The organism is Sphingobium olei (genome assembly GCF_042678845.1).
GTDB classification, from domain to species: Bacteria; Pseudomonadota; Alphaproteobacteria; order Sphingomonadales; family Sphingomonadaceae; genus Sphingobium; species Sphingobium olei.
This window is the reverse complement of the sequence record NZ_JBHTLS010000094.1, coordinates 1-14,682: the sequence shown is the minus strand read 5'-3', so window position 1 is coordinate 14,682 and position 14,682 is coordinate 1. Positions and strand designations below refer to the sequence as shown.

10 protein-coding genes and 3 pseudogenes are annotated in these 14,682 nt (G+C 63.3%); 8 read left to right on the top strand and 5 right to left on the bottom strand.

The features are described 5' to 3' along the window. Window positions 1–189: 189 nt before the first annotated feature. Window positions 190–822 (top strand): hypothetical protein, encoded by a 633-nt coding sequence (locus ACFQ24_RS05680; RefSeq protein WP_025292306.1) that lies wholly within the window; start codon window positions 190–192, stop codon window positions 820–822. Between the two features lie 47 nt (window positions 823–869). On the opposite strand, the gene ACFQ24_RS05675 is transcribed toward ACFQ24_RS05680, so the two are convergent. Then, the gene (locus ACFQ24_RS05675; RefSeq protein WP_025292307.1) at window positions 870–1,571 is read right to left on the bottom strand and encodes an IS6 family transposase; all 702 of its coding nucleotides are present in this window, start codon (window positions 1,569–1,571) and stop codon (window positions 870–872) included. A 276-nt stretch (window positions 1,572–1,847) separates the two neighbouring features. After that, complete coding sequence (locus tag ACFQ24_RS05670; protein ID WP_239371455.1) at window positions 1,848–2,504, bottom strand: TetR/AcrR family transcriptional regulator; 657 nt, start codon at window positions 2,502–2,504, stop codon at window positions 1,848–1,850. Between the two features lie 188 nt (window positions 2,505–2,692). Between ACFQ24_RS05670 and ACFQ24_RS05665 the strand changes: the two genes are divergently transcribed. The 6 genes and pseudogenes from ACFQ24_RS05665 (at window position 2,693) to ACFQ24_RS05640 (ending at window position 11,720) form a co-directional block, all read left to right on the top strand. Beyond that, complete coding sequence (locus ACFQ24_RS05665; RefSeq protein ID WP_380909608.1) at window positions 2,693–4,345, top strand: electron transfer flavoprotein-ubiquinone oxidoreductase; 1,653 nt, start codon at window positions 2,693–2,695, stop codon at window positions 4,343–4,345. A 28-nt stretch (window positions 4,346–4,373) separates the two neighbouring features. Continuing rightward, the gene (locus ACFQ24_RS05660) at window positions 4,374–5,495 is read left to right on the top strand and encodes a thiolase family protein (RefSeq protein WP_025292310.1); all 1,122 of its coding nucleotides are present in this window, start codon (window positions 4,374–4,376) and stop codon (window positions 5,493–5,495) included. Between the two features lies 1 nt (window position 5,496). Further along, the gene (locus tag ACFQ24_RS05655; RefSeq protein WP_380909604.1) at window positions 5,497–7,794 is read left to right on the top strand and encodes a 3-hydroxyacyl-CoA dehydrogenase/enoyl-CoA hydratase family protein; all 2,298 of its coding nucleotides are present in this window, start codon (window positions 5,497–5,499) and stop codon (window positions 7,792–7,794) included. 21 nt (window positions 7,795–7,815) lie between these two features. Beyond that, window positions 7,816–9,577, top strand: a pseudogene (locus tag ACFQ24_RS05650) (acyl-CoA dehydrogenase C-terminal domain-containing protein). Between the two features lie 27 nt (window positions 9,578–9,604). Further along, window positions 9,605–11,254 (top strand): long-chain-fatty-acid--CoA ligase, encoded by a 1,650-nt coding sequence (locus ACFQ24_RS05645; protein WP_122129599.1) that lies wholly within the window; start codon window positions 9,605–9,607, stop codon window positions 11,252–11,254. A gap of 7 nt (window positions 11,255–11,261) precedes the next feature. Further along, window positions 11,262–11,720 (top strand): MaoC family dehydratase, encoded by a 459-nt coding sequence (locus ACFQ24_RS05640; protein ID WP_025292314.1) that lies wholly within the window; start codon window positions 11,262–11,264, stop codon window positions 11,718–11,720. 147 nt (window positions 11,721–11,867) lie between these two features. On the opposite strand, the pseudogene ACFQ24_RS05635 reads toward ACFQ24_RS05640, so the two are convergent. Further along, a pseudogene (locus ACFQ24_RS05635) lies at window positions 11,868–12,038 on the bottom strand (IS630 family transposase); the annotation flags it as partial. A gap of 67 nt (window positions 12,039–12,105) precedes the next feature. Here ACFQ24_RS05635 and ACFQ24_RS05630 point away from each other — a divergent pair. Next, window positions 12,106–12,360, top strand: a pseudogene (locus ACFQ24_RS05630) (IS110 family transposase); the annotation flags it as partial. A gap of 110 nt (window positions 12,361–12,470) precedes the next feature. On the opposite strand, the gene ACFQ24_RS05625 reads toward ACFQ24_RS05630, so the two are convergent. Both ACFQ24_RS05625 and ACFQ24_RS05620 read right to left on the bottom strand, forming a co-directional pair. Then, on the bottom strand, window positions 12,471–13,475 hold the full coding sequence (locus tag ACFQ24_RS05625) for a tyrosine-type recombinase/integrase (protein WP_025292317.1): 1,005 nt from the start codon (window positions 13,473–13,475) through the stop codon (window positions 12,471–12,473). Next, on the bottom strand, window positions 13,472–14,521 hold the full coding sequence (locus ACFQ24_RS05620; protein WP_279606776.1) for a tyrosine-type recombinase/integrase: 1,050 nt from the start codon (window positions 14,519–14,521) through the stop codon (window positions 13,472–13,474). Before ACFQ24_RS05620 ends, ACFQ24_RS05625 begins: the two co-directional genes overlap by 4 nt. Window positions 14,522–14,682 lie beyond the last annotated feature (161 nt).

Below are 14,682 nucleotides of genomic sequence, written 5' to 3'. Positions count from 1 at the left end.
CGGTCGGGCTCCGCCCTCCCTACGCCACGCGCAGCGCAAGGAGCGTTCCTCGACCGTCGTGCCATACTCGAAAGGGGGTCCCTTTTGCGCGCCGATCGGGGGTCCCGTTTGGACGCCGATTGACAGGCTTGCTTTGCATTATTTGGTGCCGAACCTCTGCGGGTCAATTGACCAACAGAGGACCCGCCAATGCTCGATAACCATCACGAACTTATTTCCGCACTCAATTCCTCGCTTCTCAGTCAGGGATACAGCCCGGTCGTGGTGAGGAATTACTGCACCTACGCATCTGGATTTCTCGATTATCTGGTACTGCGGGGCGTCCCGGTCGCAGACGTGATCGACGTGCAGGTAGAGCAATACCTGCGGCACGCGATCGTAAAGTTCGAAAAGGAGCGTGGTCGACGTCCCAGCGCACGCTGGTACAAGGTTCCGCGTTCCGGGATTCATGCGTTGTTGCGACTTGCTCACGGTCAATGGCCGCCAGCAATCGAGCCTATCTGCGCGGCCGATGTGGCCCGATTTGCAGTTTGCGACGAATACGAAATCTGGCTGCGTGAGGAACGCGGGTTGGCTCGCTCCAGCGTCGCAGCGCTGATGTGGGAAGCCCGGAACTTTCTTGCCTGGCAGATCGATTGCGGAAGCGGCGGCTTGGCGGGTCTGAGCATCGTTGACATAGACCGTTACATGGATCTGCGCGCGCCGAAACTGACGCGCGGCTCGCTGAAGTCTGTCGCGGAGCGGCTTCGCTCGCTGCTGCGATATCTCCACATCATGGGTTGCGTCACAACGGACCTATCAGGGCATGTGATTGCATCGTAAACTTAACCGTTGCGAGGCGAGCTGGGATGCAGGGTATCTGCGGCAGGTTATAGTCGAGCGATTTTTGCCCATTGGTCCATTGCAGCGGCGTGCAATTCGCGATGATGGCCGGAGGAGATGTCGTGACGGGGAATATGAAAGAGGTTTGCAATCGGATCGTGGATAGAGACGAAGCGCTGCAAATGTCGGGTCGATTTGAACCGCTTCATGATCCGCTCTCGTCGTCGGATCGGTTGATGGGAATTTTCCGCCCGATTGTTCAGGCCTTTGTGGGAACGATGCTCCACACCCGGCATGATCTCTCGCCTTGCCGCGTCATAGGATCGAAGCTTGTCGGTGATCATTACCCGTGGCGCCCGGCCCTGGCCCCTCAACAGCTTGCGCATCAGGCGCGTTGCCGCCTTGGCGTTGCGGCGACTTTGCACCAGAACATCGAGAACGAAACCATCCTGATTGACGGCGCGCCACAGCCAATGCTTTTTGCCACGGATCGAAATGACGACCTCGTCGAGATACCATTTGTCGCCGAACCGGCCGGACACCCGTCCGCGGATGTCGTTGGCGAAGGCGCGACCGAACTTCTCCGCCCATAGTCGGACCGTCTGATGTGAAACGATGATGCCACGGGCCGCCAGCATGTCCTCGACCATTCGCAAGCTCAGTGGGAAGCGGAAATAGAGCCACACAGCGTGGGCAATGATTTCGGCTGGAAAGCGATGGCGTCGGTAGAGGGGATCACGGTCTGTCATGCCCCAGCATCGCCCAACAAGCTCCAAATTCCGTTAAGTTTACGATGCCGTCGAAGGAGCTTCTGGAGGCCAAGAGCGAGATCCGTTGACCGCGGTCGCAGTTGCGGAGAACCGAGGAGGAGCAGGATCTACCAAAATACGATCACCGGGCTTTGGTTCTCGACCGAGTGATGCTTGCACCTCGCCCGGCGGATGCTCTTGATGGTCTCTTAAACCGTTGTTGTTTGCGGTCCGGATTTCTGTCTCATCTCGTGATAGCTTGTCGGCGACGGGGTTTCATCTCGCCGGAGATACTCGCTCTACGCCCTCCTTTTCCTTAACATCGTGGCGGAAGATCCTCACGATCTGCCGGCCGATATCCTCCGGGCTCATGCCGCCCTGGCGGTACCAGCTGCTGACATTGTTGAGCAATGTCAGCAGCAGCAGACGGTAGACGCCGCGGTCGAGCGCCGGGTCGAGCGGCAACCCCGGGATCAGCTCACGGAATATCGCTTCGAAGGCATCGCGCTTCGCCACCAGCCGCTCGCGTATTTCCGGCGGCGCGGAAGCGAAATCATTCATCAACGGCATGGTCAGAGAGTGCGGATCGAGCTGGATTTCCAGCATCGTGACGCAAGCCGCCTCGAGACGCTCCCACGGATCTGTCTTGCCCGCCATGGCCGTCGCTATCCGGTCCCCGGCCACCTGCAGCGCCATGTCGTGGATGCGAACGAACAAGGCTTCCTTGGACTTGATGTAGTGATAGAGCGAACCGCCCAGCAGGCCGACCTTCTCGCCGATATCGCGCACGGAGGTCGCCGCATAGCCCCTTTCGGCGAACAAGCCGGCGGCGGCCTCGAGGATTTCACAATGCCGCTCGCTCAACTCGCCGCCGACCATTGCGGCGGCAAGACTGTCACGCAGGGTAGAGACCCCACCTCCCGCGTCCTTCATTCTGGTTCTCGCTTCCCGTTTCACTTGTAGGCCGGCCGCGCGAAGCGCCGACCGACATCGTTTCACAAGCCTTACCTCACCGGCATCATGCCGGTAAAGATTCAGCTTGCCAATTGTAACAATCGTTTGATACAGGATTGACAGCGTCAAGAGGAGGAGACCGGGTGAGCGACAATCTGCGCGAATCGATGGATTTCGACATCGTCATCGTCGGTGCCGGACCCGCCGGGCTTGCCGCCGCGATCCGCCTCAAACAGCTCGCCGATGAAAAGGGCGCGGATCTCTCCGTGGTCGTCGTGGAGAAGGGCTCCGAGGTCGGCGCGCATATCCTCTCTGGCGCGGTCATCGATCCCTCCGGCCTCGACCGGCTTCTGCCCGAATGGCGAAAGGATCCGGAACGCCCGCTGAAGACCGAGGTTTCCGACGACCGTTTCTATTTTCTCGGGCCGGCCGGCCATATCCGCCTTCCGAATGCCTTCATGCCGCCGCTGATGAGCAATCATGGCAATTTCATCGGCTCGCTCGGCAATGTCGCCCGCTATCTGGCGGCGCATGCGGAAGCCCTTGGCGTGGAGATCTATCCGGGCTTCGCCGCGACCGAAGTGCTCTACGACGAAAACGGCGCGGTCGCCGGCATCGCCACCGGCGACATGGGCATCGATCGCGACGGCAAGGCCAAGGACGACCATACGCCGGGCATGGAATTGCGGGCGACATACACCCTCTTCGCCGAGGGCGCGCGCGGCAGCCTGACCAAGCAGCTTCTGGCCCGCTTCGATCTGATGGAGGGCCGCTCGCCGCAGAAATTCGGCATCGGCATCAAGGAACTCTGGCAGATCGACCCGCAGAAGTTCCGCCCCGGCCTCGTCCAGCATTCCTTCGGCTGGCCGCTCGACCTGAAGACGGGCGGCGGCTCCTTCCTCTATCACTTCGAAGACAATCTCGTGACCGTCGGCTTCGTGCTGCATCTCGATTACAAGAACCCCACGCTCTCTCCCTTCGAGGAATTCCAGCGTTTCAAGACCCACCCCCTGATCCGCGAAACCTTCGAGGGCGGCAAACGCATCGCCTATGGCGCCCGCGCCCTGACCGAGGGCGGCTGGCAGTCGGTGCCCAGGCTCGCCTTTCCGGGCGGCGCGCTGGTCGGCTGCGCTGCCGGCTTCATGAACGTGCCGCGCATCAAGGGCAGCCACAACGCCATCCATTCCGGCATCCAGGCGGCGGAGGCGGCCTTCGCCGCGCTGAAATTCGGCCGTGCTGCCGATGCGCTGGACGACTACGAAAACGGCTGGCGCGCCTCCGTCATCGGCCGCGACCTGAAGCCGGTGCGCAACGTCAAGCCGCTCTGGTCCCGCTTCGGCACGGCCCTCGGCGTCGCGCTGGGCGGCATCGACATGTGGCTGCAGACGCTGACCGGCCTCTCGCCCTTCGGCACGCTCAGGCACAGGAAGGCCGATTTCGAAAGCCTGAAACCGATCTCGGAGGTCACCCCGATCCGTTATCCCAAGCCGGACGGCGTCCTGACCTTCGACCGGCTGTCCTCCGTGTTCCTGTCGAACACGAACCACGTCGAGGATCAGCCGGTTCATTTGCGGCTCGCCGATCCGTCGATCCCGATCGGCCGCAACCTGCCGCTCTATGGCGAGCCCGCCCGGCTCTACTGTCCGGCCGGCGTCTACGAGGTGGTCCACGACGACGCGGAAAACCACGCCGAACCGCGCTTCGTCATCAACGCGCAGAACTGCGTTCACTGCAAGACCTGCGACATCAAGGATCCCGCGCAGAACATTACCTGGGTCCCGCCCGAAGGCGGCGGCGGACCGAACTATCCGAACATGTGACGCCCCCGTCATGAAAAGGAAGATCTGAATGAGCACGGCCTATATCGTCGATTACCTCAGAAGCCCGTTCACACCCGCCTATCGCGGCGCCCTCGCCGGCACCCGGCCGGACGACCTCGTCGCCGGCGTCATCAAGGCGCTTGTCGACCGGTCCGGCGTCGATCCGGCGGAAATCGAGGATGTGAACCTCGGCTGCGCCTTCCCCGAGGGCGAGCAGGGCCTGAACATCGCCCGCTGCGCGGCGCTGATCGCCGGCCTGCCGCAATCGGTCGGCGGCTCCACCGTCAACCGCTGGTGCGGCTCTTCCATGCAGGCGATCCAGATGGCCGCCGGCGCGATTGCCATGGGCGCCGGCGACGTCTTCGTGGCGGGCGGGGTCGAGAACATGAGCCGCGTGCCGATGATGGGCTTCAACCCCATGCCCAATCCCGGCTGGAGCGACGTGCAGCGCCTCGCCTTCCTCAACATGGGCCTGACGGCGGAAAACCTCGCCGACCGCTATTCGCTCTCGCGCGAGGAGCAGGACGCCTATTCGCTGGAAAGCCAGAAGAAGGCGCTCGCCGCCCGCGCCGACGGCAGGCTTGCGGCCGAGATCGCGCCGGTCGGCGACGTGACCGCCGATGGCTGCCCGCGCGAGACCGACGCGGCGAAGCTCGCCGGCCTCAAGACCGCCTTCAAGGCCGGTGGCTCGGTCACCGCCGGCAATTCCTCGCCGTTGACCGACGGTGCCTCGGCGACGCTGATTTGCTCCGAGGCCTTCGTCAACAGGCACGGCCTCAAGCCGCTCGCCCGGATCGCCGGCTACGCGGTCGCGGGTTGCGCGCCCGAGATCATGGGCATCGGCCCGGTCGAGGCGACTCGCAAGGCGCTTTCTCGCGCCGGTATCAGGAACACGGATCTCGACGTCATCGAGATGAACGAGGCCTTCGCTTCGCAGGTTCTCGCCTGCTGCCGCGACCTCGACATCGATCCCAAAAGCCTCAACCGCGACGGCGGCGCGATCGCGCTCGGCCATCCGCTCGGCGCCACCGGCGCCCGCCTCGTCGGCAAGGCATCCACCCTGCTGAAACGTGATGGTGGCCGCTACGGCCTCGCCACCCAATGCATCGGCGGCGGTCAAGGCATCGCCATGGTCGTGGAGGCCGCGTGAGATGACGAAGATCACCAAGGCCGGCGTCATCGGCGCCGGTGTCATGGGTTCCGGCATCGCCGCCCATCTCGCCAATGCCGGCATCGAGGTCGTGCTGCTCGACATCGAAAAGAAATTCGCCGACGGCGGCGTCGCCCGCCAGCTGAAGGCGAACGGCTTCATGGACAAGAGCTTTGCCGGCCGCATCACCACCGGATCGACCGGCGACGATATGGGCCTGCTCGCCGACGCCGACTGGATCGTCGAGGCCGTCGCCGAACGGCTGGAGATCAAGCAGGCCCTCTACAAGGCGATCGACGCGGTGCGCAAACCCGGTTCGATCGTCTCCTCCAACACCTCGACCATCCCGCTCGCCGCGTTGACGGACGGCCTGCCGGAAAGCTTCGCCGCCGATTTCCTCATCACCCACTTCTTCAATCCGCCGCGCATCATGCGGCTTCTGGAACTTGTCTCCGGCCCGAAGACCCGGCCGGACGTGACCGCGAAAATCCATGACTTCGCCGATCGCGGCCTCGGCAAGACGGTCGTCGTCTGCAAGGACACGCCCGGCTTCATCGGCAACCGCATCGGCAATTACTGGATGGTCGTCGCCCAGAACGAGGCGATCGCCATGGGCCTCGACGTCGAGGAAGCCGATGCCATCATCGGCAAGCCTTTCGGCATTCCCTCGACCGGAATCTTCGGCCTGCTCGATCTCGTCGGCATCGACCTGATGCCGACCATCCTGCGCAGCCTGCAGAACGCCCTGCCGAAGACCGACGCGATCCACGACTATGACGCCGAGCCGGCGCTGATCGCGAAAATAATCGCGGAAAACCGTCTCGGCCGAAAGAGCGGCGCCGGTTTCGTCCGTCTTTCGGCCGACCGCAAGACCCGCGACATCACCGACCTTAAGACCGGCGACTACCGGCCGATGAAGAAGGTCGCCTCCGAAAGCCTGGATGCCGCGAAGGGCGATGCGCGCGCCTTGATGGAACATCCCGGCCCCGGCGGATGCTACGCCTCCGTCGTCATGGAAAAATCGCTGGCCTATGCCGCCGCCCTCGTTCCGGAAATCGCCGATCGCCCCGACGCGGTGGATGACGCCATGCGCACCGGCTATGGCTGGAAGCAGGGACCGTTCGAACTGATCGACCGCCTCGGCGCCGGCTGGCTGGTGGACCGGCTCGAGGCGCGCGGTCTCACTGTTCCCGCCTATCTGGCGCTCGCCGCCGCAAAGGGCGGATTCTACAGCGTCGTCGATGGCAGGCGGAGCTGCCTGTTGCCCGATGGCGCCGTTCGCCCGGTCATGCGCGGCGAGGGCGTCATCACCATCGCCGACGTGAAGCTTTCGAGCAAGCCGGTGGTCGACTATGGCTGCGCCGCGCTCTGGGATCTCGGCGACGGTGTCGCCTGCCTCGAGTTCCGCACCAAGATGAACACCTTCTCCGAAGCCCTGCTCGACGCGATCGATGCGGCGCTCGGTGAGGTCGGCAGGAGCTTCAAGGCACTGGTGATCGGTTCGGATTCGCCCGTCTACAGCGCCGGCGCGGATCTCCGGGTCTTCCTCGAAACCGTCGAGACCGGCGGTTCCGAAGCACTCGGCAAGTTCATCGACAAGGGGCACCGGACCTTCATGGCTGTCAAATACGCGCCCTTCCCGGTCGTCGGCGCTCCCTCCGGGCTCGCCTTCGGCGGCGGCTGCGAGATCCTGCTCCATTGCGACGCGATCCAGGCCCATGCCGAACTCTCGATCGGCCTCGTCGAAACCCGCATCGGCGTCGTGCCGGGCTGGGGCGGCTGCAAGGAAATGCTGGTCCGCCAATATGGGCTCGCCGGCGGCACCAAGGGACCGGTCGCGCCCGCGATCGCCACCTTCAACCTCATCGCCCCGGCTCAGGTCTCCGGCAGCGCCTTCGAGGCCCGCGGCCTCGGCTTCCTCAGGGCGACCGATGGTGTCACGATGAACCGTGACCGCCTTCTGGCCGACGCCAAAGAGAAAGCCCTGTCGCTGGTGGACGGCTACGTCGCGCCGGAACCGCCGCAATTACCGCTGTCCGGTCCGTCCGGCGCCTCGGCAATGCGCAACATCGTCGAGAGCGAAGCGCTCGCGGGCCGCGCCACCGCCCACGACAAGGTCGTCGGCGCGGCGCTGATCGATGTCTTGAGCGGCGGACCGAACGCCGACCCGTTGAAGCCGACGACCGAGGACGAGATCATCGCCCTCGAACGCCGGGCCTTCATTGCCCTCTTCGAGACGCCGGAAACCGTGGACCGGGTGAAGCACATGCTCACCACCGGCAAACCGCTGCGCAACTGATCGCCAAGGAAGAACAACGACATGGCATCCTACAATCCCCCGATCGACGACATCGCCTTCCTGCTGAACGACGTGCTGGATTTCGACGGCCAGATGCAGACGCTGCCGGGCTACGAGGAAGTGAGCGCCGAACTCGCCGTCTCTGTGCTCGAGGAAGGCGGCAAGTTTTGCGCCGGCGTGCTGGAACCCTTGAACCGCCCGGCCGACGAAGAAGGCTGCAAGCTCGAAAACGGCCTCGTCTCCACCCCGAAGGGCATCGCAGACGCCTACAAGGCCTTTGTCGAGGCCGGTTGGGCCGGGCTGTCCGGCGCGCCGGAATTCGGCGGCCAGGGCCTGCCGCGCGCAACCCAGATCCTGCTCGACGAGATGCTGTCTTCCGCCAATCTCTCCTTCGGCCTTTTCCCGGGCCTGACGCGCGGCGCCGTCGAGGCGATCGAGCATCACGCCAGCGACGAGTTGAAGGCGAAATACCTGCCGAAGATGATTTCCGGCGAATTGACCCGGGGCCATGGCGCTGACGGAATCTTCCGCCGGCACCGATCTCGGTCTGCTCACGGCCCGCGCCGAGCCCGTCGGCGACGGCTCCTACAAGATCAAGGGCACCAAGATCTTCATCTCTTCCGGCGACCAGGATTTCGGCGGCAACATCATCCATCTGGTGCTCGCCCGCCTGCCCGACGCACCGAAGGGCGTTAAGGGCATTAGCCTGTTCCTCTCGCCGAAATTCCTCGTCGAAGACGACGGTTCCCTCGGCGCCCGCAACGGCATGTCGGTCGGCTCGCTCGAGCACAAGATGGGCATCCATGCCCAACCGACCTGCGTCATGAACTATGACGGCGCTATCGGCTGGCTCGTCGGCGAACCGGGCCGCGGCCTGAATGCGATGTTCACGATGATGAATGCGGAACGCCTGTTCGTCGGCATTCAGGGTCTCGGCATCGCCGAAGCCGCCAATCAGAAGGCCGCCAGCTACGCCCGCGAACGCCTGCAGGGTCGTTCGCTCGACGGCAGTCGCGGACCCGTCCCGATCATCGAGCATCCCGACGTACGCAAGATGCTGCTGACCGGCCGTTCCTTCATCGACGCCGCCCGGGCGCTGGCGATCTGGACCGCCATGCAGATGGATATCGCCGCCCGCCATCCCGATCCCGCCGAACGCCGGCGCGCCGACGGTTTCGTCGCCCTGCTAACGCCGGTGGTCAAGGCAGCCTTCACCGATTTCGGCTTCGAGACCGCGGTGATTTCGCAACAGGTCTTCGGCGGCCACGGCTATATCCGCGAATGGGGCATGGAGCAGTTCGTGCGCGATGCCCGCATCACCCAGATCTACGAGGGCACCAACGGCGTCCAGGCCATGGATCTCGTCGGCCGCAAGCTGCCGATGGAAGGCGGGGAACTCGCCGGACGTTTCTTCGATCTGGTCAAGCAGGATCTGCAGGCGGCGTCACTCGTTCCCGCCACAGAGCGGATCGTCGCCGCCACCGCCTCGGCGCTCGACCGCCTCGAACGCACGACCGAGTTGCTGCTCGCCGGCAGCGGCGATCCGGCCGTGGCCGGCTCGGCCGCAACCGACTATCTTCGCCTCTTCGCGCTCACCGCCTTCGGCTGGATGTGGGCGAAGATGGCCGCCAGCGCCGCGGCGGCCGATACGCCGCCGAAGGTCCGCAAATGCGCCGTCGCCGATTTCTTCGCCGATCGCATGCTGCCGCAGACCCTCGGCCTCGAAACCGCGATCGCCAACGGAGCGACCTCGATCATTGCCCTGAACCAAGACCTTTTCTGATCCGTATACTCCAAGGGAGGAAGTAGCATGCTCGGAATGATGATGAACTCGCCGCTGCTGGTGTCGACCATCCTGCGCCACGCGGCGACCTATCACGGCACGACCGAAATCGTGTCGAAGACGGTCGAAGGACCGATCCACCGCTATACCTACGCCGATCTGTCGAAGCGCAGCCAGAAGCTCGCCAACGCGCTGAAGCGGCTCGGCCTCGAATTCGGCGACCGCGTCGGCACACTCGCCTGGAACGGCTACCGCCATCTGGAACTCTACTACGGCGTCTCCGGTTCGGGCCTCGTCTGCCACACGATCAATCCGCGGCTCTTCCGCGAGCAGATCGGCTACATCATCGAGCATGCGGGCGACAGCGTGATCTTCGCCGATCTCACCTTCCTGCCGATCCTGGAGGCACTCGCCGACCGGCTCTCCGGCATGAAGGCGATCGTGATGATGACCGACGAGGCGCACATGCCGAAGTCGGAAGCCCTGCCGAACCTTGCCTGCTACGAGACCCTGATCGCCGGTGAGTCCGACGAATACGACTGGCCGGTATTCGACGAGAACACCGCCTCCGGCCTGTGCTACACCTCCGGCACGACCGGGGACCCGAAGGGCGTTCTCTACAGCCATCGCTCCAGCGTGCTCCACGCAATGTCGAGTTCGATGCCGGATGTGCTCGGCCTGTCGGCCAACGACGTGCTCTCGCCGATCGTGCCGATGTTCCATGTCAATGCCTGGGGCGTCCCCTTCTCCGGCCCGATGGCCGGCGCCAAGCTCGTCATGCCCGGTCCGAACCTCGACGGCGCCAGCCTGCATGCCCTGTTCGAAGCCGAAGGCGTCACCTGCACCGCCGGCGTTCCGACCGTCTGGCTCGGCCTGCTCGACTGGATGGACGCCCACGGCCAGCGCTTCACCAGCCTGAAGCGGGTGGCGATCGGCGGCTCGGCCTCACCGCCGATCATGATCAGCCGCTTCCACAACATGGGCGTCAAGGTCCGCCATGCCTGGGGTATGACCGAGACCAGCCCGATCGGCCTCGCCGCCTGCCTGATGCCGAAGCATCAGTCGCTCACGCCCGAACAGAGGCTGATGCTCGAGGCCAAGCAGGGCCGCCCGGTCTACGGCATGGAGTTCCGCGTCGACGGCGCCGACGGCAAGCCGATCACCCGAGACGGCAAGGCCTTCGGTGCGATGATGGTGCGCGGTCCGTGGGTCGCCGCCGGCTACTACAACACTTCGGAAAGTGCCGCACACGAAGTTCCCGGCTGGTTCAACACCGGCGACGTCGTCACCATGGACGAGGACGGCTTCGTCCAGATCGTCGACCGCACCAAGGACGTCGTCAAATCCGGCGGCGAATGGATCAGTTCGATCGAACTGGAGAACATCGCTCAGGCCCATCCGGCGGTGAAGGAGGCGGCGGTCGTCGCCAAGCCCGATGCGCGCTGGGGCGAGCGCCCGGTCCTCGTCGTCGTCCTGAAGCCCGGCGAGAGCTTCGGCCGCCACGAGATGGTCGAGCACTATACCGGCAGGATCTCCAAATGGAGCATCCCCGACGACGTGATCATCGTCGACGAACTGCCGCACACGGCGACCGGCAAGCTCCTGAAAACCGCGATCCGCGATATCGTGCTCAAGGAATATGCCAGCGTCACCCCCGACGACAGCATCATCGGCTAGGCGCGCCATGACGAACGATGTTCAGAGCCTTTACCTCGAGGACATTGCGGTCGGCCAGACCTTCGAAAGCGCTCCGCATGTCCTGACGGTCGAGGAAATCAAGGATTTCGCGGGCCGCTACGACCCGCAATTCTTCCATCTCGACGACGAGGCGGCGCGGGAGAGCCTGTTCGGCGGCCTCGCCGCCAGCGGCTGGCACACCGCCGCGACGACGATGCGCCTGCTGGTCGAAAGTGTGCCCTTCTTCGGCGGGCTGATCGGCGCCGGCGGCGAGATCTCCTGGCCACGCGCGACGCGACCGGGAGACGCCATCCGTCTGCGCAGCGAGGTCACAGCGGTCACGCCATCCCGCTCGCGCCCTGAGCGCGGCATGGTCAACATGCGTTGCGAGACGGTCAATCAGCACGACGAGGTGGTGCAGGTCTTCACGCCGAAGATCGTCGCATGGCGGCGAACCCTGCTTTGACGGACTCCACCAAAATCTGGAAGACAGCTCAGCGTCTCAGGTCAGTCTCTATACGCGGCTGCCCGCTTCGTGCATGATCTCGGTCTTTGCACAGACCTTGAAGCTGCAATCAACCACCCGCCTTACAGGTGCTAGAGCCCGTCCACTTTAATCCGGGTCATAGCCGCAGGCAGCGAAGTAATTTTCGCATTCTTGGGCGGTGAAGATGTTGACGATTTCGCCAACCGTGTTCCATAGACCTTCTATGGAGCGCTCGGCCTTTGCCCTGAGCATTGCCTTCAGCTTGGCAAAGGCGTTCTCGATTGATGGGATGGATGGCTCCTGCTCCCGGCGTCGCATTGCGCCATAGTCGGGAAGTCATCATCCCGTATAAGAGGAGCCATCCATGTCCGAGCTTGCCACAGTCGGTATCGATCTCGCAAAGAGCGTCTTTCAGATCCATGGTGTAGACGAGAGTGGACAAGTTCTCGTGCGCCGCCAGCTTCGCCGCGGCCAATTGCTCGCGTTTTTCCAGAAGCGTCCACGATGCCTGATCGGCATGGAGGCTTGCGCAGGTTCTCATGACTGGGGCCGCAGGCTTCAGGAGATGGGGCATGACGTTCGGCTGATGCCGCCGTCCTATGTGAAGCCTTACGTGAAGTAATGGTCAGGTGAAGATTACTTTACTAATCATCAGGTGACCATAATGCGAAGGAACGCACGCGGGCCGCCCAGTTGTCGGCCGTTCGCGCAAAATTCCTTCGCATTATTTCAGAGCGTGTCCAGCCAGGCGAGCAGGCTCGTATCGCGTTTCCACGATGAAGAGTGCGCCGTCGCCACCGGCACAGCGACCTGTTCCAACGCCTTTCGCTTTGTGTCCAGATTGGCCTTCGCGTAGTGATTGGTGGTGTCGAGGCTCACATGCCCAAGCCAACTGCGGATGACCGTGATGTCTACGCCCGCCGATACAAGGTGGACGGCGGTGGCGTGACGGAAGCTGTGCGGCGTTACGTGCTTCGTTTGCAGCGGCGGCATGGTCGCAGCCGCCGCCTTCACATAGGCGGCAAGCTTGAACCGGACGCCCGAGGCGCTGAGCGGCTCTCCGTAGCGGTTGACGAACAGCCGCTGGTCTTGTGCCCGTGGCTGCCGCTCAAGCAGCTTTTTCAACAACATCACGGTTTCCGGCCAAAGCGGGCAGAGACGCTCTTTTCGCCCCTTGCCCGTAAGCCGAACGCAACTCGGGCTATCGAACCGGATTGCCTCAGGGCACATATCGAGTGCTTCCTGTATTCGCGCCCCGCTGTTGTAGAGGAACGAGAGCAACGCATGGTCGCGCATGCCTTCGAGGGTTGACTGGTCTGGCTGGGCAAGAATCGCTGCCACTTCCAGCGGATCCAGATAGCAAGGCTCAGATACCGGCGCCCGCTTGATCGGGATGTTGAGGATTTCCACGCACTGCGCGATTAAGGCAGGATCCTTGGTCGCCACAAAGTTGAAGAAGCTGCGGATCGCAGCAAGCCGGCAGTTGCGGGTGCCGATCGTGCCGCCACGGTCGTGCTCGGCGTGCCTCAGGAACGCCGCGACTTGCGCGGCGGTCAGATCGGCGAGCGAGATTATAGCAACTTTCTTTTTCGCGCGGTCAGCGACAAACCGGAGGAACAGTCGCCAGGTGTCGCGGTAGGAGCGGACGGTGTTGACGGACGCATTGCGTTGCTCGACAAGCCATTCGTAAAAGAACGCGCGCATCAGTTCCGGGAACGGATTGGCTTTGCTCATGACCGCACCTCCCGTTCGAGATTGAGGCATGGCGCGCCCACGGCCCTGAACCGTTCGTTTGCGAGATGCAGCAGATCCTGCGTGACGGTGATGTAGACCAGAGTGGAGTTGATATCCCGATGGCCGAGGTAGGTCGCGAGGAACGGCAGCCGCTCCTGCGGGTTGATCCCCAGACGGTACCATTCAAGGATACGGTTCACGACCATCGAGTGCCGAAGATCATGAACGCGAGGCCCGAACTGCCCTTGCAGTGGTTTCAATCCGGCGCGACGTACGACGTCTGTGAGCAACCAGGTGATCATTTCGGGCGTGTAGCGGGATCTGCCCTGGACGTGCCAGAACAGAGCAGAGTGCGGGTCCTGCGATGCGCCGACCTGACGCCGTGCAGCGATGTAGGCCCGGAGTTCCATCATCACACTGTCAGGAAGTGGCAGAATTCGGGTCTTGAAGAACTTGGTCTGCCGAACCGTGATGGTGCCGTCACCGGGATTAACGTCACCAAGATCCAGCCTGGCCAACTCTCCCCGCCGCAGACCCGCACAGTAGGCCAGCAACAGCATGGTGTAGATGCTCAACGGACGAAGTGTTGCCCGCGGAGAGGGATACGAACGGGCAATGTCGAGCATGCGCCGTACGTCGACAGGAGAGTAGATATGAGGCGTTCGCCACTGCTTGCGGACCTCTTTTTGGGGTCTCGGATCCGGTCGACGCCGAGGAGCTGACGGATCGCACCGCCGCTGGATTTTGGCAAAGAGGCGCTCAAGGTTTTCGCGCTCATATGCATGGTTACGCGTGCCTTTCGTCGCCGCCCATCGATCGATCATGACGCGCAGCGGCTCGGTTTCCAGTTGCGGGTTCAGTTGCAGGAACCGGTCGAACTGCAAAAGCCGCACCGGTTGCGAAGTATATTTGTATCCCCTACGGCGCATCATGGCGACATGCTCGGCCATAACCTCGCCCAGCACACTACCGAACGGTTTGGGCTGGCGCAGTGTGGCAAGAGCCTGTTCTGGATTACACGATATCAACGCGCGCCAGATCGGCATGCTCTGCTTTATATGACATGCCTGACGCAGACCTTTGAGGTGGTCCCGCCTTTTTGGACAGTTTGGCGGCGAAGTTAAGCTCATCCCTGTTGTGATTATGCCGCCAGTTTGGTCATCAGATCATGGGGGGCATGCCCCTCATGATCTGTTTTGTCGATCCG